Origin of the sequence: Mycobacterium sp. smrl_JER01 (genome assembly GCF_048513595.2) — a bacterium.
Classification (GTDB): domain Bacteria; phylum Actinomycetota; class Actinomycetes; order Mycobacteriales; family Mycobacteriaceae; genus Mycobacterium.
This window is the reverse complement of the sequence record NZ_JBLXXK020000001.1, coordinates 3,540,120-3,567,068: the sequence shown is the minus strand read 5'-3', so window position 1 is coordinate 3,567,068 and position 26,949 is coordinate 3,540,120. Positions and strand designations below refer to the sequence as shown.

At 65.1% G+C, this 26,949-nt stretch carries 20 protein-coding genes and 2 pseudogenes; 7 read left to right on the top strand and 15 right to left on the bottom strand.

Translation table 11 applies throughout. The annotated features are described in order from the left end of the window. Window positions 1–2: 2 nt before the first annotated feature. The 4 genes and pseudogenes from nirB to ACNUDN_RS16795 form a co-directional block, all read right to left on the bottom strand. Window positions 3–2,471 (bottom strand): nitrite reductase large subunit NirB, encoded by a 2,469-nt coding sequence (gene nirB, locus ACNUDN_RS16810; RefSeq protein ID WP_419122950.1) that lies wholly within the window; start codon window positions 2,469–2,471, stop codon window positions 3–5. Window positions 2,472–2,473: 2 nt separating this feature from the next. Beyond that, window positions 2,474–2,680, bottom strand: a pseudogene (locus tag ACNUDN_RS16805) (molybdopterin oxidoreductase); the annotation flags it as partial. A gap of 56 nt (window positions 2,681–2,736) precedes the next feature. Continuing rightward, window positions 2,737–3,972 carry an IS256 family transposase gene (locus ACNUDN_RS16800; protein ID WP_419122949.1) on the bottom strand — a complete coding sequence of 412 codons (1,236 nt, stop codon included), beginning with the start codon at window positions 3,970–3,972 and terminating at the stop codon, window positions 2,737–2,739. A 134-nt stretch (window positions 3,973–4,106) separates the two neighbouring features. Then, window positions 4,107–4,262 (bottom strand): annotated as a pseudogene (locus ACNUDN_RS16795) (molybdopterin oxidoreductase); the annotation flags it as partial. A gap of 240 nt (window positions 4,263–4,502) precedes the next feature. Between ACNUDN_RS16795 and ACNUDN_RS16790 the strand changes: the two are divergent. Together ACNUDN_RS16790 and ACNUDN_RS16785 are read left to right on the top strand one after the other, a co-directional pair. Next, on the top strand, window positions 4,503–5,945 hold the full coding sequence (locus ACNUDN_RS16790) for a nitrate/nitrite transporter (protein ID WP_419122948.1): 1,443 nt from the start codon (window positions 4,503–4,505) through the stop codon (window positions 5,943–5,945). Between the two features lie 5 nt (window positions 5,946–5,950). After that, window positions 5,951–9,904, top strand: coding sequence for a bifunctional nitrate reductase/sulfite reductase flavoprotein subunit alpha (locus tag ACNUDN_RS16785; protein WP_419122947.1), 3,954 nt, complete (start codon window positions 5,951–5,953; stop codon window positions 9,902–9,904). Here ACNUDN_RS16785 and ACNUDN_RS16780 read toward each other — a convergent pair. The 8 genes from ACNUDN_RS16780 to ACNUDN_RS16745 all read right to left on the bottom strand — a co-directional run bounded on the left by ACNUDN_RS16780 (window position 9,901) and on the right by ACNUDN_RS16745 (window position 19,801). Beyond that, the gene (locus ACNUDN_RS16780; protein ID WP_419122946.1) at window positions 9,901–11,214 is read right to left on the bottom strand and encodes an acyltransferase family protein; all 1,314 of its coding nucleotides are present in this window, start codon (window positions 11,212–11,214) and stop codon (window positions 9,901–9,903) included. The two genes, ACNUDN_RS16785 and ACNUDN_RS16780, sit on opposite strands and share 4 nt — an antisense overlap. 50 nt (window positions 11,215–11,264) lie before the next feature. Then, the gene (locus ACNUDN_RS16775; RefSeq protein ID WP_419122945.1) at window positions 11,265–12,032 is read right to left on the bottom strand and encodes an MBL fold metallo-hydrolase; all 768 of its coding nucleotides are present in this window, start codon (window positions 12,030–12,032) and stop codon (window positions 11,265–11,267) included. Window positions 12,033–12,035: 3 nt separating this feature from the next. Continuing rightward, on the bottom strand, window positions 12,036–12,869 hold the full coding sequence (locus ACNUDN_RS16770) for an alpha/beta hydrolase (RefSeq protein WP_419122944.1): 834 nt from the start codon (window positions 12,867–12,869) through the stop codon (window positions 12,036–12,038). Beyond that, window positions 12,866–13,711, bottom strand: coding sequence for an alpha/beta fold hydrolase (locus ACNUDN_RS16765; protein ID WP_419122943.1), 846 nt, complete (start codon window positions 13,709–13,711; stop codon window positions 12,866–12,868). The genes ACNUDN_RS16770 and ACNUDN_RS16765 overlap by 4 nt, the downstream gene beginning before the upstream one ends. A 61-nt stretch (window positions 13,712–13,772) precedes the next feature. Continuing rightward, window positions 13,773–16,502, bottom strand: a complete 2,730-nt coding sequence (locus ACNUDN_RS16760; RefSeq protein WP_419125189.1) for a helix-turn-helix transcriptional regulator — start codon at window positions 16,500–16,502, stop codon at window positions 13,773–13,775. 159 nt (window positions 16,503–16,661) lie between these two features. Next, the gene (locus ACNUDN_RS16755) at window positions 16,662–17,177 is read right to left on the bottom strand and encodes a carboxymuconolactone decarboxylase family protein (protein ID WP_419122942.1); all 516 of its coding nucleotides are present in this window, start codon (window positions 17,175–17,177) and stop codon (window positions 16,662–16,664) included. A 33-nt stretch (window positions 17,178–17,210) separates the two neighbouring features. Beyond that, window positions 17,211–18,311 (bottom strand): zinc-dependent alcohol dehydrogenase, encoded by a 1,101-nt coding sequence (locus ACNUDN_RS16750; protein WP_085149374.1) that lies wholly within the window; start codon window positions 18,309–18,311, stop codon window positions 17,211–17,213. Further along, window positions 18,308–19,801 carry an acetyl-CoA acetyltransferase gene (locus ACNUDN_RS16745; RefSeq protein WP_085149379.1) on the bottom strand — a complete coding sequence of 498 codons (1,494 nt, stop codon included), beginning with the start codon at window positions 19,799–19,801 and terminating at the stop codon, window positions 18,308–18,310. The genes ACNUDN_RS16750 and ACNUDN_RS16745 overlap by 4 nt, the downstream gene beginning before the upstream one ends. 45 nt (window positions 19,802–19,846) lie before the next feature. Between ACNUDN_RS16745 and ACNUDN_RS16740 the strand changes: the two genes are divergently transcribed. The 4 genes from ACNUDN_RS16740 to ACNUDN_RS16725 all read left to right on the top strand — a co-directional run bounded on the left by ACNUDN_RS16740 (window position 19,847) and on the right by ACNUDN_RS16725 (window position 22,607). After that, the gene (locus ACNUDN_RS16740) at window positions 19,847–20,533 is read left to right on the top strand and encodes a TetR/AcrR family transcriptional regulator (RefSeq protein WP_110775365.1); all 687 of its coding nucleotides are present in this window, start codon (window positions 19,847–19,849) and stop codon (window positions 20,531–20,533) included. Window positions 20,534–20,586: 53 nt separating this feature from the next. Then, window positions 20,587–21,024 (top strand): PaaI family thioesterase, encoded by a 438-nt coding sequence (locus ACNUDN_RS16735; RefSeq protein ID WP_085149944.1) that lies wholly within the window; start codon window positions 20,587–20,589, stop codon window positions 21,022–21,024. Beyond that, window positions 21,024–21,935 (top strand): alpha/beta fold hydrolase, encoded by a 912-nt coding sequence (locus tag ACNUDN_RS16730; protein ID WP_085149382.1) that lies wholly within the window; start codon window positions 21,024–21,026, stop codon window positions 21,933–21,935. The genes ACNUDN_RS16735 and ACNUDN_RS16730 overlap by 1 nt, the downstream gene beginning before the upstream one ends. A 90-nt stretch (window positions 21,936–22,025) precedes the next feature. Then, window positions 22,026–22,607: a TetR/AcrR family transcriptional regulator gene (locus ACNUDN_RS16725; protein ID WP_207626485.1), complete on the top strand. Its 582-nt coding sequence runs from the start codon at window positions 22,026–22,028 to the stop codon at window positions 22,605–22,607. 84 nt (window positions 22,608–22,691) lie between these two features. On the opposite strand, the gene ACNUDN_RS16720 is transcribed toward ACNUDN_RS16725, so the two are convergent. From ACNUDN_RS16720 to ACNUDN_RS16710, 3 genes are read right to left on the bottom strand one after another with little or no spacing between them, the layout of a single operon-like run. Beyond that, on the bottom strand, window positions 22,692–23,891 hold the full coding sequence (locus ACNUDN_RS16720) for an NAD(P)/FAD-dependent oxidoreductase (protein WP_085149388.1): 1,200 nt from the start codon (window positions 23,889–23,891) through the stop codon (window positions 22,692–22,694). Next, window positions 23,888–25,276 (bottom strand): cytochrome P450, encoded by a 1,389-nt coding sequence (locus ACNUDN_RS16715; RefSeq protein ID WP_085149391.1) that lies wholly within the window; start codon window positions 25,274–25,276, stop codon window positions 23,888–23,890. The genes ACNUDN_RS16720 and ACNUDN_RS16715 overlap by 4 nt, the downstream gene beginning before the upstream one ends. 30 nt (window positions 25,277–25,306) lie before the next feature. Beyond that, window positions 25,307–25,627 (bottom strand): 2Fe-2S iron-sulfur cluster-binding protein, encoded by a 321-nt coding sequence (locus ACNUDN_RS16710; RefSeq protein WP_085149393.1) that lies wholly within the window; start codon window positions 25,625–25,627, stop codon window positions 25,307–25,309. 115 nt (window positions 25,628–25,742) lie between these two features. On the opposite strand from ACNUDN_RS16710, the gene ACNUDN_RS16705 reads away from it, so the two are divergent. Beyond that, on the top strand, window positions 25,743–26,747 hold the full coding sequence (locus ACNUDN_RS16705) for a helix-turn-helix domain-containing protein (protein WP_085149396.1): 1,005 nt from the start codon (window positions 25,743–25,745) through the stop codon (window positions 26,745–26,747). The last annotated feature ends 202 nt before the right edge of the window (window positions 26,748–26,949 follow it).

The following is a 26,949-nucleotide window of genomic DNA, read 5'->3' as shown; positions in this document are numbered from 1 at the left end:
GCTCATCGCACGGGCACCTTGGGCAACGGCAGCAGCGGCAGCGACGACCGGAACTGGCCCTCCGACACCGGTTCACGGCCGTCCCGCCACGGATCACGGTAGGCGTCCACCGACTTCTGCATCCGTGCGTCCAAACCGGCAGCGAGCCCTTCGGAGTCGTCGACGATCACCGCCCGCAGCTGCTCGATACCCATCCTGGGCACCCATTTGTAGGTCCGCTCAAGCCAATTGGCGCTTTCCCGGTAGTATTGCAGGAACCGGCCGGTCAGCGTGATCGCGGTCTCTGGATCGTCGACGGTGGCCAACAGATCGCCCTTGCGGATATGCGCCCCAGCGGCTCCTCCGACGTAGATCTCCCACCGGCCCCCGTCTATCGCGACGATCCCCAGGTCCTTACACAACGCCTCGGCGCAGTTGCGTGGGCATCCGGTGACGGCCAGTTTCATCTTGGCCGGGCTGGCCAGACCCTGATAGCGTTCCTCGATCGCGATCCCCAGTGCCGTGGAGTCGCCCACGCCGTAGCGGCAGAAGTCGCTGCCCACACAGGTTTTCACGGTCCGGAAACTCTTGCCGTAGGCGTAACCGGACGGCATGTCGAGATCGGCCCAGACCGCGGGCAGGTCTTCTTTGCGCACCCCCAGCAGATCGATGCGTTGCCCGCCGGTGAGCTTGATCATCGGAACCTCGTACTTCTCTGCCACATCGGCGATCCTGCGCAGCTGCGCGGCGTTGGTCACCCCACCCTTCATCTGCGGAACCACCGAGAAGGTACCGTCGCGCTGAATGTTGGCGTGGACTCGATCGTTGATGAAACGCGCATCGCGCTCGTCGACGAACTCGTCGGCCCACATGGTCTCCAGCAGCGACGCCAGCGCCATCTTCGAGCCGGCATCCTCCCTACCGTCCGGGGCGAGGGCGGCAAACACCGAAGACACCGAATGCAGTTCGAGGTCACGGATGTGCTGCATCAGCGTAGGTTTGTCGTAGGGAATGCCGGGCACATACCACGACGCCGACGGATCCTCGGCGACCGAACCGCCGGCCGCCCACTCCACCACCTGACAGACCAGCTCCTTACACGAGCCGCAGCCCTTGCCGGCCTTCGTCTTCGCCATCACCGCCGCCACGGAAGTTTCGCCACCCTGTACGCAACCGACCAGCGCACCCTTGGACACCCCGTTGCAGTTGCATACCTGCGCGTCGTCGGCGAGCTCGGCAACCCCGATGCTCACCTCCGGAGTGCCGATGTCGAACATCAACGACACCCGGTCCTCGGGCAACGGTAGTCCGCTGTCGAAGGCCTGGGTCAGAAACGACACCTTCGACACATCACCGACGAGAGTTGCTCCCACCAGCTTGCCGTCCCGGATCACCACCGTCTTGTACACACCGTGCTTGGGCTCGCAGTACTGCACGAACTCGTCATCGGGGTGCTCGGGGGCTTTGACCCCCATTGCGGCGACGTCGACGCCTGCCACCTTCAGTTTCGTCGCCACCCGGGAACCGTGGTAGGCCGAAGCCGGGTCGGAACCTGTGAGGTGGTCAGCCAACACCCTGGCCTGCTCCCACAGCGGCGCGACCAGTCCGTAAACCTGTCCGCGGTGCTGGGCGCACTCACCGACGACGTACACATCGTCGTCGTCGATCGAGCGCATGTGGTCGTCGGTGACGATCGCGCGCTCGACGGTCAGCCCGGCCCGTTGCGCCAGACCGACATTGGGACGGATACCGGCCGCGACGACCAGCATGTCGCAATCCGCCCGGGTGCCGTCGCCGAACAGTATCCCGCGCAACCTGCCGCTGTCGTCGGTGATCACCTCGGTGGTGCGCTTGTCGGTGTGCACGCCGATGCCCAGATCTTCGACCGACTTGCGCAGGATGGCGCCGGCCGGATCGTCGAGTTGGGCATTCATCAACGTCGGTCCGGCATGCACCACGTCGACAGCCAGCCCACGGTTCTGCAGTCCGCGCGCGGCCTCCAGGCCCAGCAATCCGCCGCCGATCACGACCGCCTTGGTCCGGTTGGCGGCCTCGGCGATCATCGTCGCGGTGTCATCCAGGGTGCGGAAGCCGAAGACCCCGTCGGCCAACGTCTTGTCATCGGACCACAATCCCGACATCGGTGGAAAGAAGGATCGGCTGCCGGTGGCCAGGATCAGTTTGTCGTATCGCAGGGTGGTGCCGTCGTCGGCATGGACCAGATGCGCGAACGTGTCAAGCCGGACCACCCGAACCCCGGCTCGCAGATCGATCCCGTTGTCGGAGTACCAGTCCAGGGCGTTGAGATAGATCGCAGTTGGATCATCTACTCCGGCAAGCACGTTCGAAAGCAGGATGCGATTGTAGTTGCCGTAGGGCTCGTCGCCGAACACGGTGATCTCGAAGTGGTCACCGCCGCCGCGGGCGAGCACCTCCTCGATGGCACGGATTCCGGCCATCCCGTTGCCGACCACCACCAGGCGCTGCGTCACCCCTAGACCTCCACCAGACCGAGGTCGACGATCACCGTGCCCCGGACCCCGGCCGGGGCGGCGACACGCAGTTCCAGCTCCGTGTCGGCGAGCAAGTCCTCGACCACCCGCAACGCCACGTGGGTGGCACCTTTGGCGGCGATCGGGAAGTACCGCATCGGAGCGCCGTCGCGGTACAGCACGACGGTGATCATCTGCTTGGAAGAGTGGTCAAGTCCACGGACGTGGTGTACGACGTCGTCGTGTGATTCTTCGAGGTGATGGTTCAGGCGGTCAGTGCCGCCGGGTTGGCCTCCTGTTCTTTTGGGGTGTCGTTGACGGTACGTGATTTGCTGAGAACGTCGAGGCCGAGGTAGCGGCGGGATTCGGCCCATTCGTCGTGTTGTTCGGCCAGCACGGCCCCGACGAGGCGAATGAGGGCGTTGCGGTCGGGGAAGATGCCCACGACGTCGGTCCGGCGGCGGATTTCCCGATTGAGCCGTTCCTGGGGGTTGTTCGACCAGATTTGGCGCCAGATCTGCTTGGGGAACGCGGTGAACGCCAACAGATCTGGCCGCGCCTCCTCCAGGTGATCGGCGACCGTGGGTAGCTTATCGGAAAGTGCATCGACGATCCGATCATATTGCGCCGCAACTGATTCCGCATCGGGCTGGTCGAACACCGAGTGCAACAAGGTGCGGACCCACGGCCACGACGATTTCGGGGTGATCGCCATCAGGTTCGTCGTGTAGTGGGTGCGGCAGCGCTGCCAGGCTGCCCCGGGCAGCGTGGCGCCGATCGCGGCCACCAGCCCGGCATGAGCGTCGCTGGTGACCAGTTTGACCCCGGAGAGGCCTCGGGCGGTCAGCGACCGCCAGAACGTCAGCCAGCCGGCCCCGTCCTCGGCGGTGGTGACGTCGATGCCCAGGATCTCGCGGTGGCCCTCGGCGTTGACGCCGGTCGCGATCAGGGCGTGCACGTTGACCACTCGGCCGCCTTCTCGGACCTTGAGGACCAGCGCGTCAGCGGCGACGAACGTGTACGGGCCGGCATCGAGCGGGCGGGTCCGGAAGGCCTCGACGGCGGTGTCGAGTTCCTTGGCCATCACCGACACCTGCGACTTCGACAAGCTGGTGATGCCCAGGGTCTCCACCAGCTTGTCCATCCGCCGCGTCGAGACCCCGAGCAAGTAACACGTCGCCACCACCGTGGTCAGGGCCCGCTCGGCGCGTTTACGGCGTTCCAGCAGCCAATCCGGGAAGTACGAGCCCTGCCGAAGCTTGGGAATCGCCAGATCCAATGTGCCTGCACGGGTGTCGAACTCGCGGTGACGATACCCGTTGCGCGAGTTCGTCCGGTCGGAGCTGCGCTGGCCGTAGCCGGCACCGCACAGTGCGTCGGCTTCGGCACCCATCAGGGTGTGGATGAACGTGGCCAGCAGCTCACGCAGCACGTCGGGATGGGCGGTGGTGAGTCGTTCGGCCAGCACGGCAGGCAGGTCGATATTGTGGGCAGTGGTCATCGCGTTGATTCCTTTGCTCGAGTGACTTTGGACGGTCCCTCGAAGAATCACGCGATGACCCTCAATCATTCGGCTACGACACGCCGGTACCGCTGATCAGGTCCGACTCGTACACCACGCTGCTGGACGCAACCGGAAGAGTTCCCGCCCCGGAAGTAGACCGGTTGCGCGGTGGCCCCCGCCGGTACGACATAGCGCGACAGATCGGACAGCGGCACCGGTGTGCCATATCCGCTTCCGTCGAACTCGAACGCGCCCTGCAGGAAACGGGGACTGCTGCCGTCGCTCATTTCGGCTCCTCGCGCAAGCGCTCGTCGGTCATGTCGGCTCCTCGCGCAAGCGCTCGTCGGTCATACCTCGAAGCTAGGAGCAGCGTGTTTCCGGCCCGTTTCGTCCGCAAGTCACCCGTGCATCCCACCCATCACATCCGGTTGGCCTCACGGTGAGCCGCCCGGCGATGTGAGGGTGAGTTTTCACCCAGGTCATCGATGCGCAACCGATGCGGAATGACCTGAGCCTTCACTGAGCCCATGGCAAAAACCGCGGCCCGCAGCCGGGACATCGACCACTGGGATCCCGAAGACGTCGACGCCTGGGAAGGCGCCGACGGCGCACCGGCCGGCAAAGACGTGGCGAAGCGCAATCTGATCTGGTCCATCGTGGCCGAGCACGTCGGCTTCTCCATCTGGTCGATCTGGTCGGTGATGGTGCTGTTCATGCCCCAGGATGTCTACGGAATCGACGCGGCGGGCAAGTTCTACCTTGTCGCGGTGCCGACCCTGGTCGGTGCGTTCATGCGCATTCCCTACACGATCGCCCCGGCCAAGTTCGGGGGTCGCAACTGGACGATCGTCAGTGCACTGTTACTGCTCATCCCCACGGTGCTCACGCTCTATTACATGAAAAACCCGGCGTCCTACACCACCTACCTGGTGGTCGCGGCGTTCGCGGGCTTCGGTGGCGGCAACTTCGCATCGTCGATGACAAACATCAACGCCTTCTACCCGCAGCGGCTCAAGGGCTGGGCGCTGGGCCTCAACGCCGGGGGCGGCAACATCGGGGTTCCGGTGATCCAGTTGATCGGTCTGCTGGTGATCGCGACCGCCGGCAACACCCGCCCCGAGATCGTCTGTGCCATCTATCTCGTCGCGATCAGCGCGGCCGCGGTGGGTGCCGCGGTGTACATGGACAACCTTCGCAATCAGAAGTCGAACTTCGGCGCGCTCGTCGAGGCGATGCGGTTCAGGCACTCCTGGGTGATGAGTTTCCTCTACATCGGCACGTTCGGATCGTTCATCGGCTTCTCGTTCGCCTTCGGCCAGGTGCTGCAGATCAACTTCCTCGCCGGGGGCGACAGCCCCGCGCAGGCGTCGTTGCACGCCGCCCAGATCGCGTTCCTGGGACCGCTGCTCGGCTCGATCTCGCGGCCTTTCGGCGGCAAGCTCGCCGACCGTGTCGGCGGTGGCAGGGTGACGCTCTACGTCTTCGTCGCGATGATGTTCGCCGCGGGGATCCTGGTGGCGACCGGGGTGCTCGACGACAGCGCCGCGGGCGCGCCGACGAGTGCCCAAATGATAGGATACGTCGCCGGTTTCATCCTGCTGTTCATCCTGTCGGGACTCGGCAACGGATCGACCTACAAGATGATCCCGTCGATCTTCGAGGCCAAGGCGCAAGGCCGTGATGACCTCGATCGGGACGAGAAGGCCGCGTGGTCACGCGCCATGTCGGGCGCCCTGATCGGCTTCGCCGGGGCGGTCGGAGCACTGGGAGGCGTGTTCATCAACGTCGTCCTGCGCGCGTCCTATGTCAGTGATGCCAAATCGGCCACCATGGCCTTCTGGGTGTTCCTGGCCTTCTATGTGGTGTGCGCATTCGTGACGTGGTTCGTGTTCCTGCGCCTTCAGGAACATCGCACCCACAGTGGCGAGCACATCGGGCGGACGTCCGCGCCGCCGGTACCCGTCAGCTAGGCAGCATGATTCGCAGCGCGTGCTCGTATTGCGGTGTCGGGTGCGGGGTGTCGGTCGAAACCCGTACCGACAGCGCGACGGGTGCACCGGTGATCGCCCGGGTGTCCGGAGACAAACTGCACCCCAGCAACTTCGGACGCCTGTGCACCAAGGGCGCCACGCACGCCGAGCTGATGGCGTCCGCCGACGGGCGGCTCGCGACGGCATTGTTGCGACCGTCCCGCGACGCCGAACCGGTCGCGATCGACGTCGACGACGCGCTGGCCCAGGCCGGTGAGCGGCTGCGAGCGATCGTCGACGAGCACGGCCCCGACGCCGTCGCGCTCTACGTGTCGGGTCAGATGTCGATCGAGTCGCAGTACCTGGCAACCAAGCTGGCCAAGGGCTTCCTGCGTACCGTGCACATCGAATCCAACTCGCGGTTGTGCATGGCCAGTGCCGGCACCGGCTTCAAGCAGTCGCTGGGCGCCGACGGTCCACCGGGGTCCTACACCGACTTCGACTGCACCGACTTGTTCTTCGTCATCGGATCGAACATGGCCGACTGCCATCCGATCCTGTATCTACGGATGGCCGACCGCCTCAAGGCCGGCGCCAAGCTGATCGTCGTCGACCCACGCCGAACCGCCACCGCCGAGAAGGCCGACCTGTATCTGCCCATCCGGCCCGGCACGGATCTGGCTCTGCTCAACGGGATTCTGCACCTGCTGGTCGAGAACGAGGCCATCGACGAGGAGTTCATCGCCGAGCACACCGAGGGCTGGGAGGCGATGCCGGAGTTCCTCGCCGACTACCCGCCGGCCCGGGTGGCCGCCCTGACCGGGGTCGACGAGGCCGACATCCGCGCCGCCGCCGATATGATCGCCGCGGCGGGGGAGTGGATGTCGTGCTGGACGATGGGTCTCAACCAGAGCACCCATGGCACCTGGAACACCAATGCGATCTGCAACCTGCATCTGGCCACCGGCGCCATCTGCCGTCCCGGCAGTGGCCCGATGTCACTGACCGGACAGCCCAACGCCATGGGCGGACGCGAAATGGGCTATATGGGGCCCGGTCTGCCAGGTCAGCGGACCGTGCTGTCGGCCGCGGACCGCGCGTTCGTCGAAGACCAGTGGGGACTGGAACCCGGCACCGTCCGCACCGACGTCGGTCCCGGAACCGTCGAGCTGTTCCGGCAGTTGGCCACCGGTGACATCAAGGCAGTGTGGATCATCTGTACGAATCCTGTTGCCAGTGTGGCGAACCGAGATACCGTGATCGCCGGGCTACGGGCCGCTGAGGTGGTGATCACCCAGGACGCCTATGCCGACACCGCAACCAACCGCTACGCCGACATCATGCTGCCTGCCGCGCTGTGGGCTGAAGCCGACGCGGTGATGGTCAACTCCGACCGGAACCTGACCCTGCTCCAGCAGTCGGTCCCGGCCTTCGCCGACGCGCGGCCCGACTGGGAACTGATCTGCGGTGTGGCCCGGTATCTCGGCTTCGGCGATGCCTTCGACTACAAGTCCAGCGAACAGATCTTCGACGAGATCCGACGCTTCCACAATCCCCGCACCGGTTACGACCTGCGCGGCATCAGCTACGAACGACTGCGCGAGACGCCGGTGCAGTGGCCGTGCGCATCGGAGGACGCGTCCGACCGCAATCCGGTCCGGTACCGCAACGACGGCGTCTCCCAGGAGCTCTTCGTCGACGTCGACGGTCACCGCCCACAACTGGCCTTCCCGACCCCGTCCCGGCGCGCGACCTTCCATCCGCGACCACATCTGGATGCCGCCGAACTGCCCGACGACGACTATCCGCTGGTGCTCAACACCGGCCGGCTGCAGCATCAGTGGCACACCATGACCAAGACCGGAAGGGTAGCCAAGCTCAACAAACTCAACCCTGCTCCGTTCGTCGAGGTCCATCCCGATGACGCCGCCGTCTCGGGCATCACCGACGGGGGTGAGGTGGAACTGACGACCCGCCGGGGTCGCGCTGTGCTGCCCGCGCTGATCACCGACCGGGTCCGGCCGGGCACCACGTGGGTGCCGTTCCACTGGAACGACGAGCAGGGCGAGAACCTGGCGGTCAACGCATTGACCAATGACGCGGTCGATCCGGATTCGCTGCAGCCGGAGTTCAAGGTGTGCGCGGTCCGGCTGACCCCGCTGCCGGTCGCCAGCGGCGCTCCCGAGTTCACCGCCGACGAAAAGCTCTACCTGGATGGTTTTCTGGCCGGTGTCGATGCGGGCCTGCCCGGCGTCCCGGTACTACCGGCGAGCGCACCGGTCGGGGCTCGGGCGCGGCTGTGGGTGAACGGGCTGCTGGCCGGACGCTACTCCCGACACGCGGCACCAGCACCGGCCCACACCGTCGACAAGCCGACGACCGGTCCGCTCGTGCTGTGGGCCTCCCAGACCGGAAACGCCGAAGAGTTCGCCGGCCACCTGGGCGAGCGGCTGCCCGGTGCCCGGCTGCGAGCCATGGACGACGTGGAGCTCGACGAACTGCCCGGGGCCGGCGAGGTGCTGATTGTCACCAGCACCTTCGGCGACGGCGGACCGCCCGACAACGGAGCGATCTTCTGGGAACGTCTGCAATCTCCACACGCGCCGAAACTGGACGGGCTGCGGTACACGGTGCTCGGCATCGGGGACCGGTCCTACGACGACTTCTGCGGTCACGCCAGATCCCTCGACATCCGCCTGGCCGACCTGGGCGCCACCAGAATGCTCGACCGTGCCGAATGTGAAGCCTACGAGAATGAACCGCGGGCCCTATGGGCGGACTCGGTGGCGCAGTTGGTCGGCGCACCCGGCGTCCCGCCCGGTCCTGCGACTCGCGCGCCGATCCCGTTCTCCCGCGCCGATCCGATCGCTGTTCCGTTGTGCCGCAACCTGCGGCTGACCCCCGAAGGCACTGCCAAAGAGGTGCGCCAGATCGGTTTCGACATCAGCGCCCACGACGTGAGCTACTCGGTCGGCGACTCGCTCGGGGTTTGTGTCGTCAACTCCGATTTCGTGGTCGACACCTGGCTGGCGGCAGCGGGTTTGCGTGGTGACGAAGCGGTGGTCGTCGACGGTGTGCAGCAGGGGTTGCGGGATGCACTGCGATCGCACTACGACATCTGCAAGGTGACGTCGGATCTGGTGCGTTTCGTCGCCGAGCACCACCCGGACACGGCGACGACCAAACGGCTGCGCAGTGATCGTGGCGAGCTCCGCAGGTGGCTGGTGAATCGCAACGGCCTCGACCTGGTCCGCGAGTTCCCGGTGCGCGCCGAACCGCACCTGTGGCAGGAAGTACTGGTACGGCTGACCCCGCGGCAGTACTCGATTTCGTCCAGTCCGCTGGCGAGCCCGCACGAGGTGCAGTTGACCGTCTCGGTGGTGCGCTACCAGGGCGTCGACGGCGGCCCGCGCGGCGGTGTCGCGTCAACCCACCTGGCCGACCAGCCGGGCGGCACGCCGGTACCGGTGTTTCTGCAGAGCTCTCCGCATTTTCGTCCGCCCCAGGACGCGGGTACTCCGATGATCATGGTCGGACCCGGCACCGGTATCGCCCCGTTCCGCGGCTTTCTGCAGGAACGTCGCGCGCTGGGGCATCGCGGCCGCAACTGGCTGTTCTTCGGCGACCGGCATCGCGCCGAGAACTTCTACTACCGCGAGGAGTTGCAGGGCATGGTCGACGACGGTCTGCTCAACCGGTTGGACCTGGCGTTCTCCCGTGACCAGCGCGAGCGGGTCTATGTGCAGCACAAGATGCTCGACTACGGCGCCGACGTGTGGCGCTGGCTCGAGGAGGGTGCGCACGTCTATGTCTGCGGTGACGCCACCCGGATGGCCGCCGATGTCGACGACGCGCTGAGCGCCATCATCCGCACTCACGGCCGGATGAGCGCGGATACCGCCCGCGACTACAAGCGGGCGATGGTCGCCGACAAACGCTATGTGCGGGACGTGTACTAATCCCGACGGGGCGCCGAGGTGACCGGCAACGTACGGGGCTGTGCCGCGACGAGTAGTGCGCCCCCGGCGAACAGCGCCGCCGCCACCCCCGGCAACCGGCCGTCGGGCGCGAATCCGTTGGCCGACAACAACGCGAGGGCGAGCGCGCACGCCGCCGTCCCGGCGTAGAGGATCGCTTCACCCGCGGGCCGTGGCAGCGGCACCGCGACAATCGGGAGCGGCGCGGCGAAGATCTGGCGCTGCCAGAACAGCAGGCACAACAGGGCCGCGGTGACCACGGCCAACACCAGCTCCCACTGCAGACGCGCCAGCCACCAGGCACCGGAGCCGAGTTCGGGTTGGGGCAGCAGACCGGTGGGATAGCCGATCAGCGTCACGATGACCACCGGCAGCATGTGCCACAGATAGAGGGCCATCACGTTGTCGTTCGCGATGGCGATGATCCGTGGCCACCGGCCGCTGACGAGTGCCCTGTTGAGGACCGGCACCAGCGTGAACAGCACCCCGATCTGCACGGTCGCCAACGCCAACAACACCACCGACGGTGGTGCGGAGTTCTCCACCTGCACCCCCGGCACCCCGATCATCGCGACGGGGTACGGTCCCCAGGTCACCAGCAGTGGCAACGCGACCGCCGCGACCAGGGCCATCGCCGCCAGCACTCGCCTGCGCAGAAGTGCGCCGTGCCAGGCGATTCCGAGCTGATAGATCGCAGCCCAGCAGAAGAAGTAGTTCAGGGTCCGGATCTCGGGATGACCGGTGCCGATGCCGATCACGTCGACGACGACCAGCCCGGCGGCCAGTGCGGCGGGGGCGGCCAGACCGAAGCGGCGGTGCGCGGCGACCGCCACCGGCGTCAGCGCCACCACCATCAGATACACGGCCAGGAACCACAGGTGCATGGCCACCGCCCAGCCACCCAGTGCGAGCACCGTCCCGTCGATGCCCGCGAGCATCAACGCCGCCATCACGGCGAGCACGAAACCGACATAGACAGCCGTGGGCCCGAGAGTGCGCGCGACGCGCCGGCGGATCCACTCCTGGCGGGTGGTGCCGGTGTCGCGCCGGGCCCACGACACCGCGCTGGCGTAGCCGGCGACCGCGAAGAACACCGGGACCACCTGGAAACCCCACGTGATCCACTGCGTCCACGGCATCAGGACCAGCGGATTGTCGCGGCCGAACGCACCGTCGCGGTAGGTCATCACCGACAACAGCCAGTGGCCGATGACCACCAGCATGACCGCGCAGGACCGGTACAGATCGAGCGCGAGCTCGCGTGCGGGTGCTGAGGCTCTGGTGTCGTCCATCCCTGCCCTTCCGCTCCTGGCTCTCAAAGGCACGGTAGCGGAGGCCGGCATCAGATCTGCCGGGGTAGGCCTCGCGGCAGCCAGTGGATCAGGTCGGACACCGGCTGCAACGACCGGCGCAACGCATCCTCGCGTTCGCTGAAGTGCGACCAACCCTCGTAGTGCACCGGGACGGCTACCCGCGGACCGACTGTGGCGATCAGCTCCGCGGCGTCGCGGCCCGACATCGAGTAGCGGATCGGGCCCGTGCGGCCGAACCGCACCGCTCCGCAGTGCACCAGCACCACCTCGATGTCCATCTGCGCAGCAACCGAACGGACGCCGTCGTAGAGCACGGTGTCACCGGTCATCCACAGGGCCACCCGCTGCTGAGCGCCGACGCGCACCGCGAAACCGTTGACCGTGCCGGTCACGGGTCCGCTGAAGCGCGGGCCGTGACGGCACGGCGTCGCGGTCACTCTGAGCGGGGGTCGTGCGTCGCCGGTGACGACGGTAGTCTCCCAGTTCTTCAGTCCCACAGCGTTCGGTGACGAGAGGCGTTGAGCTGCAGGAGTTGTCGTCACCACAGTGGCGGCACGGTTCAGAACGGATCGTCCGCTGTCGTCGAGGTTGTCGGCATGGTGATCGTGGCTGAGCAGAATAAGGTCCACCGGCCCGATGTCATCGGCCCCCAGCGCCGGACCGGTGACCTTCCGTGACGACGTGCCCCACCCGAACCGGTACGTGCGGCCCGCATCGTCGAACGTCGGATCGGTGAGTATGCGCCAGCCGGCTATCTCGATGAGCACGGTGGGCCCACCGATGAGTGTCAACCGCACGGTCTATCGCTGATGCTCACCGCGCGGGGCGAGGTCGGCGTAGCCCACCGCCCAGTTCAGGGCGTGATCGGCCACCTCCTCCCACCCCGGCGCACCGCAGGTCCAGTGATCGCGGCCGGCGAACTCGACGTATTCGGTGACCGCCGGCGAGTGCCGGTAGTGCCGGGCGTTGGACTGGTTCACCGACGGGGGCATGATGTGGTCCTTCTCGCCGGCGATGAACAGCAGTGGGGCGCGGTCGGCTGAGTAGTCGACCCAGGTGTCCTGGTGGCCGGGTGTCCAGTTCGCGAGCAGACCGTAATGCCAGATCCAGCTGCCCGGCGCTGCGATCGCATACCGCTCCCACACCCGGTCGGATTCTTCACGGGTCAGCGTGTTGGTGAATGCGTAATGGAATTCGGCCTGGGTGAAACCCACCGCCTTGTGGATGTTCGCCGGGTTCTTCAGCGCCGGGAACAGCGATCTGGCCTGTGACAACGGGGTCACCCGGACTCCTTCGGTCGGAGCGGAATCCACCACCACGGCCGCTGCGCCGAGCCCACGGGCGAGCAGCAACTGGGTGAGCGTGCCACCGAAAGAATGTCCGATGATGATCGGCGGACTCTCAAGCGATTCGATGACGCCGGCGAGGTGATCCACGGTTCGCGGCACTGTGAGGTCCGCGATCACGTCGGGATTCTCGCGAAGCGCCTCGACCTCGATCTCGAAACCGGGGTATGCCGGGGTCAGCACCCGGTAGCCCAGGGACTCATAGCGGGCTTTCCAATCCTCCCAGCTTCGCGGGGTCACCCACAGTCCGTGGATCAAAACGATGGTGTCACAGCGCGTTTCAGTCATCTCAGTGGTGTCTTTCGGTCGGTTGTCGTAAGGAAGGACAGGATGTCGGAGTGCAGGCGATTCCGGTCGGTGTCCGGGAGACCGTGGCCGCGATTCGGGTAGACGATCAGGTCGGCACCGGCGATGAGCTGCGCGGAGCGTTCCCCACCCACTCGCAGGGGAACGATCTGATCGTCGTCGCCGTGGATGATCAGCGTCGGCACGTCGACCTTGGCGAGGTCGGGCCGGAAGTCGGTCGCTGAGAACGCGGCGACGCACTCGTAAGCGGCGCGGTGGCCGCACGCCATGCTCTGCAGCCAGAATGCGTCGCGAATTCCTTGGGACACATCACCGGAGCGGTTGTGGCCGAAGAACGGTCCGTCGGCGAGGTCCCGGTACGCCTGTGCACGGTCGGTGCGTTCACCGTCACGGATGGCGTCGAACGTCGCCATGGGCAGGCCGGCGGGATTGTCCTCGGTGTGCACCATCAGAGGAGGAACCGCAGAGACCAGGACAAGTTTGGCGACTCGGCCACTGCTGTGTCGTCCAAGGTAGCGGACGACTTCACCGCCGCCGGTGGAGTGGCCGATCAGGACGACATCGTGGAGGTCGAGCACGTCGATCAGGGTGGCCAGGTCGTCGGCATAGGTGTCCATCTCGTTGCCGTGCCAGGTTTGGTTGGACCGGCCGTGGCCACGGCGATCGTGGGCGATCGCGCGGAACCCGTTGCCGGCAAGGAACAGCGCTGCGGCGTCCCAGGCGTCGGCGTTGAGCGGCCAGCCGTGGCTGAGGATCACCGGCGGTCCGCTGCCCCAGTCTTTGTAGAAGATCTGAGCGCCGTCTTCGGTGGTGATGAAGGGCATGGGGCCAGTGTGTCGCCCGGTGTCGGTGGTCCGGACCACGTGCGGCACGTAGTGATGACACTCAGCGCGGGGTGGCGAACCGTTCCGCGAGCTGGCGGCGGGAGGAGACGCCGAGCTTGCCGAACACTTTTCTCAGGTGGTAATCAACGGTGTTGGTGCTGATGAACAACGTGGCGGCGATCTCGGCGTTGGTGGACCCTTCCGCCGCCATCCGGGCGACAGCGGCCTCCTGCGGTGACATCTCCACACCGCCGACCACCGCGTGTTCACCGGGCTTCTCGCCGGTCGCCGACAGTTCCGCCTGGGCCCGGTCACGGAACGCTCGCGCATCGACGCGCTCGAAGATCTCGATGGCCGACCGGAGTTGTTCTCGCGCGTCGCGCCGGCGTTTTTGCCGCCGCAGCCACTCGCCGTAGAGCAGATGTGCCCGGCCGAGCTCGCCCGGGACGTCGACCATGGCGAGATGCTCGATGGCGCGGCGGAAATAGCTTTCGGCGTCGGCATTTCCGGCGAGCAGCGCGCGACAGCGCGCGTCGAGGCCCACAATCCACGGAGCGCCGGTGGCCTCAGCGAGATAGGTGATCCGCTCGCCCGCGGCCCGTGCGTCTTCATGATGGCCGCTGCGCGCCGCAGCCTCAAGATAATCGGCCAGCATGTGGTCGGTCACCTGCAGGAAGGGCTGTGCCACCCAGGGTTTGAGTCGGTGGTGAGCATCGAGATAGTTGCCTTCGGCGATCTCGCGGATCGCGAGCGCCAACTGTGCGGCAGACTCGACACCGCCGAACCCGGTGCGTCCGATCATGTCGCTGATCGCCTCGACCTGCTCGGTGGGAAGCCCCGTCCACACCAGATAGGACATGTTGACCACGTTCTCTGCGTCATACCCGCTCGCCCGACGCAATTCTCGCACCTGGTCTACGAAAACACCTGCTGCCGAGGGATTTCCGCAGTATATCTCGAACAGCGAGCGCACCCAGAGCGCGGAGTCGAGTACGCGCATTGCGCCGCGGTCCCGTGTGGCGACGGTCAGTTGCGCGAGGTACCGCTTCGCCGATTCCACATCGAACAGGGCCGCGGCGAAGACGATCCCGATGACGCCGCACTCGATGAGGTCCTCGTCGTCGAGGGCCGACAGCGTGTCCAGCGCGGTCCGCATGACGGGTGCGGCCTCGTCGAATGGGAGCAGGATCAACGCAGCCAGGCCGCGTAGCAGATCTCCTCGGAACCCGGTGCCCGCACCGTCGCGGAGGCGGTTGCCCATGTCGGTCAGCGTCGTACCCTCGGTGCGACCCTCGGAGACCAACATGATCTCGAAGGCCTGGAGCAACGCCCGCTGCTCGCTGTCGGGGTCGAGACCCCGGAAGTGGCTCGCGGCGCGCAACGTTTCGCTGGCAGCGTGGACCAGCAGGTCCGGGTCGGCGAGAAACAACGCCAACGACGACCGGACCCGCGTCAGCCTGCCCTGCTGGACCGAATCGAGATGACCCGGATCGACACGATCGAGGTACTGGAGGGCCAACTGCGCCGCGCCCGCATCCTCGGCCGCCTCCGCGGCGGACAGCAGGCGGCCGTTACGAAACGAACCCGATGCAGTCAGCTCCGCGGCCCGGGCCAGCAACCGGGCCGCCGATAGTCGGCCACCACGGCGGCTGGCTCGGCTCGCCGATCGGTCCAGACGGTCGGCCACGTCGTCGTCCAGGCCCGTCGTGGCTTCGGCGCTGTGCCAGGCTGCCAGATCGTCGGATCCCAGCGCGGCCGATGCGCGGGCCAGCTCAGTATGGATGCGGCGTCGTTGGTCGCCGGGAGTGGCCGCGTAGACCACCGAACGCACCAGCGGGTGCCGGAACTGCACGGTCTCGCCAACGCTGACAAGGCCGGCCCGTGAGGCTTCGGCCGGGCATCCGGCGGGCAGCCCTTCGGCTTCGGCAGCCAGCGCGATCAGTCGCAGGTCCGGGCTTGCTGCTGCGGCGGCGATGGCGAGCCAGTACTGCACCGACGTGTCGGTGGCGCGGATCTCGCGCAGGTAGTGGGTCTCCAACCGTCGTCCGACCGGAATGAGATCCTGCACCGACGGGTCGGCGTGTCGTCGGATGTCGAGTTCTTTCGCCAGATCGACCAACGCCAGCGGATTTCCGCCGGTGGCTTCGACGATGTGAGTGGCCACCACCGGGTCGACGATGTCGGGTGCCGACCGGCGCAGCAGCGCCACCGCGGCAAGCTTGTCCAGCCCGGACAGGACCATCCGGTCGATCCCGGCGAACTGCATATCGGTCTCCGGCGACTCACGGCTGGCCAGTACCAAGCCGGTGGACTCCGCCTGCAACCGGCGTGCGACGAACGCGAGCACGGCAAGTGACTCGGGGTCGAGCCAGTGCGCATCGTCGACCATGCAAAAGATCGGCCTCTCAGCCCCGGCGGCTGCGAGCAGCGAAAGCGTCGCCATGCCGACCAGAAACCGGTCCGGCGGCGGGCCGTCGTCGACACCCCAGGCGACCCGCAGTGCCTGTTGGTGCCGTGGTGACAACGCCTCCAGATGACTGCTCAGATGCAGGCCCAATCGTTGCAACGCCGCGTAGGGGATGGTGGATTCGGCCTGATATCCGTCGGTGCGCAGCACCTGCACCCCCGCGGCATCCATGGCGACAGAATTCAGCAGCTCGGTTTTTCCGATGCCGGGCTCGCCGAGGATGGCCACAGCGCCACCGGCACCGTTGCGTGCACTCGTGAGCAGCGCGCCAAGTCGTCGCATCTCGGTCCGGCGACCGAGGAGCGCTGAGGTGTTGTCGCAGATGCGAGGAGCTTAAGCCACGTACGGGTCCTGAGCAGCGGAGCAGACCCCGGCGGCGGGGGAAAGAGTGTCCGAGGGGGGACTTGTCCGTCTACGACACGGATCGTGGTCCTGCGATTGGGGCGCTGACCGCTTCGGTCAAGCATCGCTCCACGTTTTCGCTCAATCGCCACGCCGAGGAGCTCGCCCATCGGGCGGCCAGCCGTCGGTTCCGGACTCAAGCGGAATATTCAGGGATCGAAGCAGGATCGAAAAGAGCCGCCAATTGGCGATTGCTCCGACAAGTTCGACCAACACCGCGTGATCGCTATTGAATGCCTTCTGGCACCCAGCCCAGTTTTCCTCGGAGATGACCCCGTCGCGCACCACATCATCGGTCGCTGCGAGGACCGCAGGCACGCCGAGCAGTGTGGCGATTCGCCAATGTTGAGTCCATTCGTATTCGGAGCCAGTGATCCAGCCGAGTCGCATGATGATCAGCTCGCGTAGCCGCGCGTCAAGGGAACCGCGGAAGAGTAACGCGTCCAGCAGCCCATACAGCGCAACCGCCACACGCGGCTGATGAAGTGCCACGCGGAATACCGACAGCTCTGCCAACTCTTCGGGCAACCCACATTCGGCAGCTCGCAGCTGGGCCTGCTCACGGTCTAGCATCGGTACGCGTTCCGCCATGGTCACGGGTGGCCCTCTCTGTGGAACCTCTGCACGCCGTTAGGGCGTGGGCAAAAAGACGTTGTGCAGGGCCCCACTTGATCGGGCACTTTCATCTGCAAGCGAAGTGAGCAGCTGCGCGAGCCCAGCGAATCCGGTTGATTCTCTGGTGATCCGGTCGAACGGCCAGCGGCCCATGGCTAGAATCTCGAGGGCTGCCCGGTAGGCGGGATACTCCACGCCGAGTGCACCTACGACGTGTAATTCTTTATAGACCAACAAGTCTGGTTCAAACCAGGGCGCGCCGCCTCCTCCGCGGGTGCCGGCCACCACAACTGTGCCGCCGGGCCTGGCAAGGCCGACGGCATCGGCGAATGCGGAGGGTGCTTTCGCGGTGACGTCGACGACCACGTCGGCAAGCCGTCCGCCTGTCTCACGCTGGAGCGCGGTCGCTGCATCGTCCTTCGATACATCGATGGGCAGGTCGACACCGAATGATCTGGCTATCGCCAGTCGTTGTTCGTCGCGTGGGCCGACGCCGGTCATCGCGACGAACGCGGCTCCCGCCTCTTTGGCCGCCACGGCCGCACAGATTCCACGGATGCCGGGTCCCAGGATCGCTACGACGTCCCCCGCCTTGGTGTCGGGAAGACTCGCCCCCCATTGGATACCGGCCCCGAGAGGGTTGAACAACGTGGCGAGAACGGGGTCCATGTCTTCGGCAATCGGCAGTAGCATCGCGTCCCAGGGAAGCTCCACATGGGTGGCGTATCCGCCCCATAACCCCGCACCGATCTCCACGTCGACGAAGCCGAACATGGTGGCGATGCCGTTGACCGCACACCGCCGGTATTCGCCGCGGCGGCACTCGGGGCAGTCTCGGCAGGACCGGAACACCTCGACGGCCACGCGCTGGCCCGCCTGCACCCCCCAGCGTTCGCCGGCCGCGGCGCCGACCCGCTCGACGATGCCGACGATTTCATGCCCTGGAACGAATGAAAAGCCGGCAGGCAGGTGTCCGGTGAATTGTTCGTGATCCGTACCGCACAGACCACACGCTTCAACTCGCAGTATCGCACCCCGGTCACCGACGTCGGGAATGGTCATCCGGCGTCGCTCCAGATTCCGCGGTCCGGTCAGCACCATCGCCTCGGCGATCATGGAAGCTCAAACCCGCTGAACGATCCTCTTGTTCGGAGGCTGACCGTTCTGCCGACGTACATCTCACTCGCCATCGCCTCGGCGATCTGCGGATCGTCGCTGCGTGCGACAACTCTTCGCCCGTCAGACAGGTGCGCGATGATCGGAGTCCATCGAGGTTGCCCGTCTCGGTCGTAGACGACGGTGTATCCGTCCACTGTCGCGCAACCGGTCGACTCGTCGACGCCTGCGACACCCAACCTCAATGAATCGATCTGAGCTTGTTCGACCGCCGTGTCGAGCAGTCGCCACCCGGTTGGTGGCGGGGTGGCCGACCACAGACCGACCGAATGCTTCGTGGAATACCACCCGAGGCCGGTGACGAGTCCGACATCGGTTGGGTCGCGTCTACACCGTCGGACCATCTCAACGATCGAGTGGCTGACGTAATTGTTTCCGGGACCGCCGTGATAAGGCAGGCCGCCGGTTACTGTGAGGCCTCTGTCGTCGAGCGGGTCCACGTCGAGAGCCTCGGCGGCCATCTCAACTGCCGACGGGAAGCAGGAGTAGAGGTCGAACCACCGAATGTCGTCGGTGGTCAACCGGCCCGCATCGAGAGCCTTCCGTGCCGCTACCTCGATACCCGATGAGCGACTGAGGTCCGGCCGTTCCACGGGGAAGTACACGTCGTTGCAAGTCGCTGCTGACCAGGGAAAGACCCAACGATCGCGCGCGACGCCCAATTCGTCGGCCACCTCGGCCGCCATGAGAATGAAGGCGGCAGCCATGTCGACGGACATGATGCTGTCGAGCAGCTGGGGATAGGGCAAGCAGACCATGCGGTTTTCCGCGGTGACTTCGCTGAGTTCGGTGGCACTTCGTGCGCGCGGGAACCAGGCCTGCTCGGGATGGCGTGCCGCCTCGGCTGTCAACGGTGCCATCAGCGTTCCCAGCCACTCCCGCTGGGCAGCGAAGTCACGGCCGTGGCGCGCGGCGATCGCGGACTCGAAGATGGGATACACCTCGTGCGGCCAACTCAGACCCACCGACAGCTCGGCTTGACTCAACCCTGGGCGGGCGTCCCCCAGGGATTCGTCGCCGGAGCGGGGCGGGGGCGGCGAGTTGAGAAGTGCCCCGCCCTGGAATTTGCGCGCGGAATGCCCGCTCTCCGCACCGACGACCAGGACGACATCTGCTCGGGCCTTGGCTATTTCGCCACTCAACACCTCGACGAGATACTGCGGGGTGTTTCCGCCGACTGGACAGCTGATGCGGCGGGCGGGACCGATGCGCAACGCTTCGCCGATCCTGCTGGCGGGATTGTCCCGCGGGATGACCAGGATGCCGGGAGTCGCGACGGTGTCGATGCGCCGCTCGACCGCGCGACCTGCGTCTTTAACCGCACGGCGTGCGGCCTCCACCGCCAAGTTGATCGGGTCCACGAAGTCGTCCCCGCGATGGGTGACTTCGCCCACGCCGACGACAACCGGGGTACGCGTTTCTACCGGCATCGGCACCCGCTCAGGGCCACGGGGCTGACTTGAGACATAACTGCGATGGTGTCATGTCCGTGGGCGAGTCACAATGGTGCGCGATCGCGGCATACTGGCTGTGTGTCGACGAAGTTGTTGCGATGGGGCGCCGCCGCGCCGACAGATCCTGGGTCCGCTCGCGACCGGTTGCTCGATGCTGCCGAGCGGTGCCTCGAGGGTGGGGGTGTGGTGGGCACGACCATGGAGGACATCGGCAGGACAGCGGGTGTGTCCAGGGCAACGGTGTATCGCTACTTCCCCAGTCGGGAGGCGGTGATGTCGGGCGTCATCATTCGCGCCGCCGAGCGTTATCTTGACCGCATCAGCCCGCGGATCGCGGCGCACGCCGACCTGGGATCCGCGCTCGTCGATTTCGTGGATTACACAGTTGACGCCGCGCGCCGCGAAGAGATCATCGGATTGTTGTTCGGCAGCGACGAGGAACTCGCCGGCGTGGGTCTCGCAGCGGGGACCTCGACGTCCCTCTTCGAAATCGTCACCGAATTTCTGCGTCCCATCTTCACCAGACACTGGAGTTGCGTGGAACCGGGCGTCTCCGTCGACGACGCCGCCGAGTGGGTTGTACGCACGATACTGAGCCTGCTGACTGTTCGAGGGCCGCGGGATCGCAGTCGTGACGGACTCCGGGCGTTTCTGTCGAGGTTCCTCCTTCCCGCGATCTTGGCGGGTGACCACCGTCGACCGGTGTGACAAGTATAGCGTAATGTCTCAACCGCAGCTGAGGTAGGAGGCCGGAAGTGTCTGTGCAATTCACCATGTTCAACGGACAGGTCGCTGAGCAACTGAAGAGTGCAGCAGAAACCACGGGCGGGTTGGCCGGTTACCTCGGCTTCCGGCACACGGAATTCACTGCGGGACGGCTCGTTGCGGAGATGGACGCACGCGACGACCTGAAGACGCCTTTCGGCAACTTGCATGGGGGCTGCTTATCGGCCATGGTCGACCACTGTCTCGGAGTGGTGTTTTATCCCGTGATTCCGATGGGATCCTGGGTCGCGACGACGGAGTTCAAACTGAATTTACTTCGTCCTGTCTCCAGTGGCACCTGTGTAGCCACGGCGGAGATCATCTCGCTGGGCAGAACTAGCGGTGTGGCGCGGATCGACATCTGCAACGGCGGCAGAGCCGTGTGTGCGGCCCAGGGCACCGTCACCGTCGTCGCACCGAAGACGAACTCCTGATGTCTGCACACAGAGCAGGTGATTCGTCGGCCCCTGTCGTCGGGCGCGTGCCCACGGCGGATGGACTGTCGCTAGCGGTCGACCTCTACCGGTGTGACGCGCCGCGGGCGGTCGTGTTGCTCCTTCACGGCGGTGGTCAGAGCCGACAGGCCTGGGATGTCACCGCCCAACGCCTGCACCAGCGGGGCTACACGGTTGCCGCGTACGACACCAGGGGACATGGGGACAGCGACTGGGATCCGGAGGGATGCTATGACATGGACCGACTCGGGTCCGACCTGCTGGCCGTGCGCTCATACGCCGATTCTGGCCGCCCAGTCGCCGCGATCGGGGCTTCGTTGGGCGGTTTGACCATTCTCGGCACACACTTGCTCGCCTCGCCGGAGCTATGGCGGGCCGTCGTGCTGGTTGACGTCACTCCGCGAATGGAGATGCAGGGCGCCCGACGAGTCGTGGCGTTCATGGCGGCACATCCCGAAGGCTTCGACAGCCTGGAGTCGGCCGCTGACGTGATCGCCGCCTACAACCCGCACCGTCCTCGCCCCGAGAACCTCGACGGCCTCCAAAAAGTTCTCCGGCTACGGACAGACGGTCGCTGGGTCTGGCGATGGGACCCTGCGTTTGTGACGTCGAATTTCCAGTTCCTCCAGGGTGATCCAGACGAAGGCGCTAGAGACTTCGAAATGATGAGCGCGTTCCTTCTCGATGGTGCGCGGCAGGTGTCCGCGCCGACGCTGCTGGTCCGCGGCCTGCTATCCGACATCGTCTCCGAAGAGACAGTGAAGGACTTCCTCACCTTGGTTCCCCACGCGCAAACCGTCGACGTTTCGGGCGCAGGCCACATGGTTGCTGGCGACAACAACGACGCGTTCTCGACGGCGGTCGTCGAATTCCTCGACAGGACCATATGAACCCTGCAGTCGGTTTACTGCCCTTTCAGGGCTGGCGCCTATCCTGCTTCTATGCCAACTGAACCAGTTCGGATGTCTTTCCGCCGGCATGTGCGCGAACAGGTTCTGAGGGCGACACGAGAACTCACCATTGAGAAGGGCTGGGATCAGGTCCGGATGAGCGAGGTTGCCGAATCGGTCGGCGTCTCCCGCCCGACGTTGTACAAAGAGTTCGGCGACAAAAAGGGGCTCGGTGACGCGCTTGTGGTGTCAGAGGGCCAGCGCTTTTTGGAGGGCATTCGTGCCGTGCTTGCCGAACATGTGGGCGATGTGCAGGGCGGCATCACCGCAGCGGTGCAGTTCACCCTCTGTGAAGCAGAAGACAGCCCGCTCCTCAAGGCAGTTCTGACGTCCAACCCCTCGGGGAATGATGACGGTGGCTCGTCGTCTACGGGGGTCCTTCCTCTTCTGCCGACCTCGGCTTCCCTGCTTGCGCTCTGCTCTGGGGCTCTGACCACGTGGTTTAACGACCACTTCGCCGATCTCGACCCCGAAGACGTCGAGGACGTCGCAGATGTTCTGGTGCGACTGACCGTGAGTCATGTTGTACTCCCAGCCGCGGACATCGCCACCACTGGTGAGCGGATCTCCCGCGTAGCACTCCGGTACCTGGAAGTTGTCCACAGTTTGTGACCAGCAAGCTTTCGCGACCTATGCATCTGACCAGACGGCAGAGTCTGCGGAGCTTCGAGCGCATGGTTTTGCCGTCGCAGGATGTCAGATCGAGCGGGCGAGGAGGTCTGAGCGGTCAACCCGAAGTTGCTGGGTGATGGCCCGCTTACTGGACATGAAATCGCGAGGACGATTGACGCAGTCGGCGGCGATGAGTTCGCCCTCGCGGAAGTAGAAGCAGCTGAAGTCACGGTCGCGCGACGGGTCACCACTGAGCAACACTTCGTCGTATCCGGCGTTGAGACCGGCAATTTGGAGTTTGAGATCGTACTGGTCGGACCAGAACCACGGAAGCGCAGCGATCGCGCTGTGTTTTCCGCAGATTGTCGCCGCAGCGATCTTGGCCTGCTCGCCGGCGCTCGGTACGGATTCCAAACGAATGCGCGAGCCGTATCGAGCCATGGCGTGGCTGGTGCAGTCGCCGGCGGCCACGATGTCGGGGTCGCTGGTGCGGGCCTGGTCGTCAATCACGATGCCGTTGTCGACGGATAATGCTGCGGCTGCGGCGAGTTCGGTGTTCGGCACCACGCCGACGCCGACGATGACCAGGTCGGCGGGGATCGATTCGCCGTCAGCCAGCACGACCTCCTGCACCCCACCGTTACCGGAGAAGGCGTCGACGAGAGCGTGTGTCCGGATGTCCACTCCCTCGCCGCGGTGGATTCGCGTGTAAAACGCGGAAACCTCCGGCGCGGTGACCCTTTGGAGTACACGCTCGGTTGCCTCGAGGACAGTGACGTTCATGCCGAGCGAACACAGCGAGGCCGCCGTTTCCAGGCCGATGTAACCGCCGCCCACGATCACAACCCTCCGACCCGGTGTAGCGGCGGCACGGATCAACTCGACGTCTGCAGCGGTACGCAGGTAGCGAATTCCGGGAAGATCCACCCCTGGTGTGGGGAGTTGTCTGGGCCTTGCGCCGGTGCACAACGCGAGCTTGGTGTAGGCCAGCGTGTCGCCGGTGCTCAGAGACACACGCTTGGCACTCCGGTGGACCGCCTCCACGGTCGCATTCAAGAGTCGAATGTTCTGCTTTTCGTAGAAATCAGCGCCGCGAATCAGGAGGTCCTCGAGGCCGTTCTTGCCGGCCAGGTAGGCCTTCGACAACGGAGGCCGGTGGTAGGGCAGTCCCTCCTCGTCGCCGATGAGCACGACCTCCCCAGCCCACCCCTCCCTCCGAAGATTGGCTGCCAACTGCGCGCCGGCGTGGCTCGCGCCGACGATCACCGCTCGTTCGGGAGTCATGCACTCTGCTTGGGAGTGAGGCGAACCATCAGCTTGCTGATACCCCTGACGAAATTCGATTGCACATACTCGGGTTCGCCGACTACCTCGATGTTCTCAAAGCGAGGGAGCAATTCCTCCCACAGGATTCGAAGCTGCAACTCAGCAAGTCGGTTTCCCATACACCTGTGCACGCCGAACCCGAACGAGATGTGATTGCGGGCGTTGCTCCTATCGATGATCAACTCATCGGCCCGCTCGAAGACACGCTCATCGCGGTTACCGGAGGCGTACCACATCACGACCTTGTCGCCCTTGCGGATGAATTGCCCGTTCAACATGATGTCTTTTTTCGCGACTCGGCGCATGTACGCCAACGGGGTCTGCCAGCGAATGATCTCGGATACCATATTGGGAATCAGGTCAGGGTTCGCCTTCAACTTCTCGAACTGATCGGGGAACTGGTTCAAGGCGAGAACCCCTCCGCTCATCGAGTTGCGAGTCGTGTCGTTTCCGCCGACGATCAGCAATACCAAATTGCCAAGGAATTCCATCGGGCGGTTGATGAGATCCTTGGTGTCCTCGTTGGCCTGCAGCATCGTGATCAGATCGAAGCCCGGTCGCTCCCCGTTGGCGGTACGGGCCGCCTTGTCATGCCAGAGAGCGCTGAGCCCCTTCGCCATGTCGACCATGCCACGAAACACTCTGTCGTTGTCGGAGGGGCCACCATTGGCTTGCTCCATGGAGGTGGCGAGGTCCGACCATTCCACGAGCTTGTGCCGCTGCTCGTACGGGAAGTCCAGCAGGGTCGCGAGCATGCGCGCTGTCAGTTCGATGGAGACGTGGTGCACCCAATTGAACGGCTGATCCACCGGTAGATCGTCCAGCACTTCCTGGACACGCGAGCGGATCAGCCCCTCCATCTCGCGCAGGTTCTTCGGCGCGACAACCCCTTGGACGGAAGCGCGCTGCAGGTCGTGTTGTGGCGGGTCCATCGCGATGAACATGGCGATGTCCATAAAGCGGGGCGGTCTCCCGATGATGATGAACGGCTCTGCGGAGAAGGCCTCGTGGTTTTTGTCGACGGCGATGATGTCCGCGTGGCGGGTCACCGACCAGAACGGGCCGAACGGACTGTGAGCCTGGTAATGCACCGGCGCCTCGTTGCGCACGCGTTCGAAGTAGGACTTCCAGCGGCCTTGGCGGTAGAGGAACGGGTTGCTGAGATCGATGTCGGCGATATCGACGTCCTCGACCGGAGGAATGGGCGTCTCGGTGAAGATCTTCTTACCATTGGTTCCGGTTACCCACCGGCGTGTCTTGTCGTACACGTGCGCGCCGCGGATTTGCAGCTCCAGAGGCACGGCAGACTGGGCTTTGGCGGCCACTGCCGCGGGAATACTCATTATTGTTTTCTCCAAATCGACGACGTTGTTTCAGAGCTGGAACTCAGGTAGCTCGACCGTCAAGCCATCCCATGCCTCGGAGGCGGCCATCTGGCAGGACAGCCTCGACGTCCGCTGACGCTCGGGATTCATCGCGAGCATTTCCTCTTCGTTGGCGCCGCAGAGTCCCACCGTGTCCGACCACTCGGGAGCGACGATCACGTGGCACGTTCCGCATGCGGCTTCCCCTCCGCAATCGCCGTCGATGCCGGGCACCGCGTTATTTACCGCGATCTGCATCAAAGACTGCCCTTCGGTCAAGGGGGCTTCGTACTTCTCGCCGTCGTGAGAGACGAAGGTGACGACTGCCATGGTTAACTCTCCTCAATTTGGAACTTCGCTTCACTAGTGTTGTCGCGTGTGACCAGCGTCGCTAGGCTCGCAGGAGTCAAAGAGTTGTGTTATTAGCTCACACGCAGGGAGGCACGTGAAACTCGACGACTCGGGTATGCCAGCGTTGGCTTTCCTGCAAATGCTGGACAGTGAGGCGCTGGGGCATGACGCCAGCACTGCGCTCCGCAGCATCATGGTTCGCGAGCACGTCACCGAGTCGATGCTGGTGGGCCGCGACGCGCAGGTCCCCTTACGGTGGTTCAGGGAGATATATTCCGATTTCGATTATGACCAGGGAACCCGTCTGGGTTTCGCGTTCGCCGAACACGCCAAACTGACGTCCTTTGGGGCACTCAGCGTTCCCTTGGTCAGCGCGGGCTCGGTAGCCGAGGTTGTCGAGTTGCTTGCTTATCTGCCGGTGATCACCACCGCCCTCAGCCCGTCGTTCCATTCGACGGAACGCGGCCTCACGATCGGGCTGACCGGTCGCACCGGTGACGCGGGCCTGAACTGCCTGGCCGTCACCTACGGTGGGCTGGCGCTGCTGCGTCTGCTCGACATGCTCGCGGGTGCCGTACCCAATATTGAACTGCATCTGAGTCATTCAGCGCCGGAGTCGTGGGGTGTTCATGACGAAGTGTTGGCGGGTCGGATCTTCTTCGACGCCCCTAGCTCGTTCGTCTACGTTCCCGCGGCTACGCTCGAGGAGGTTTGTCGATTCTCCGATCCTGTTGCGTATCGGATTGCTGTCACCGATTTGCAGCGAACTCTCGATCAACGACGTGACACGTCGTTCTCCGAAAAAGTGACAGACCTGCTGGAGAAAGATCCCGGAGAAACGAACATTAGCCGGACAGCGGGCGAGCTCTCGATATCCCCGAGCACGTTGAAGCGACGCCTCAGCGAAGAGGGGACCACCTTTCGCGAATTACGTCAGTCGTTCTTGCAGGAGCGAGCGATTCTGCGACTTCTCGACAGCTCGGTGTCTGTAAGCGAGATCGCGGCAGAACTCGGATACACAGACCTCACGAACTTCACACATGCCTTCAAACGGTGGACCGGCCGTTCACCGCGCCACTTCAGAAAAACGCGCGACTGAGCGCGCATCGATCCACTCCGGCGCGCCGGGCGCCCGCCGGAACCAGCGGGCTTCACGATTCGGCCGCATCTGCCACCTGGACAGCGTCGAGAAACGACAATTGCGGCGCGGGAATCGGTCATCCCGGCGCCCTCTTGGGAAGAGGCGCAACGGAATTCCAGATTATTCATCCCGCGCCAGCGGCGAGTGCGGCAGGGGGGTG

Coding starts and splice junctions, on each gene's coding strand:
- ACNUDN_RS16770 (WP_419122944.1), bottom strand. CDS start 12,869: ATGACTGAAACGCGCTGTGACACCATCGTTTTGATCCACGGACTGTGG.
- ACNUDN_RS16710 (WP_085149393.1), bottom strand. CDS start 25,627: ATGGCAGTCGTCACCTTCGTCTCTCACGACGGCGAGAAGTACGAAGCC.
- ACNUDN_RS16800 (WP_419122949.1), bottom strand. CDS start 3,972: ATGACCACTGCCCACAATATCGACCTGCCTGCCGTGCTGGCCGAACGA.
- ACNUDN_RS16780 (WP_419122946.1), bottom strand. CDS start 11,214: ATGGACGACACCAGAGCCTCAGCACCCGCACGCGAGCTCGCGCTCGAT.
- ACNUDN_RS16740 (WP_110775365.1), top strand. CDS start 19,847: ATGGTGTCATGTCCGTGGGCGAGTCACAATGGTGCGCGATCGCGGCAT.
- ACNUDN_RS16765 (WP_419122943.1), bottom strand. CDS start 13,711: ATGCCCTTCATCACCACCGAAGACGGCGCTCAGATCTTCTACAAAGAC.
- ACNUDN_RS16720 (WP_085149388.1), bottom strand. CDS start 23,891: ATGACTCCCGAACGAGCGGTGATCGTCGGCGCGAGCCACGCCGGCGCG.
- ACNUDN_RS16730 (WP_085149382.1), top strand. CDS start 21,024: ATGTCTGCACACAGAGCAGGTGATTCGTCGGCCCCTGTCGTCGGGCGC.
- ACNUDN_RS16745 (WP_085149379.1), bottom strand. CDS start 19,801: ATGCCGGTAGAAACGCGTACCCCGGTTGTCGTCGGCGTGGGCGAAGTC.
- ACNUDN_RS16715 (WP_085149391.1), bottom strand. CDS start 25,276: ATGAGTATTCCCGCGGCAGTGGCCGCCAAAGCCCAGTCTGCCGTGCCT.
- ACNUDN_RS16790 (WP_419122948.1), top strand. CDS start 4,503: ATGGCAAAAACCGCGGCCCGCAGCCGGGACATCGACCACTGGGATCCC.
- ACNUDN_RS16750 (WP_085149374.1), bottom strand. CDS start 18,311: ATGATCGCCGAGGCGATGGTGCTGACCGGACCGCGGAATCTGGAGCGA.
- ACNUDN_RS16785 (WP_419122947.1), top strand. CDS start 5,951: ATGATTCGCAGCGCGTGCTCGTATTGCGGTGTCGGGTGCGGGGTGTCG.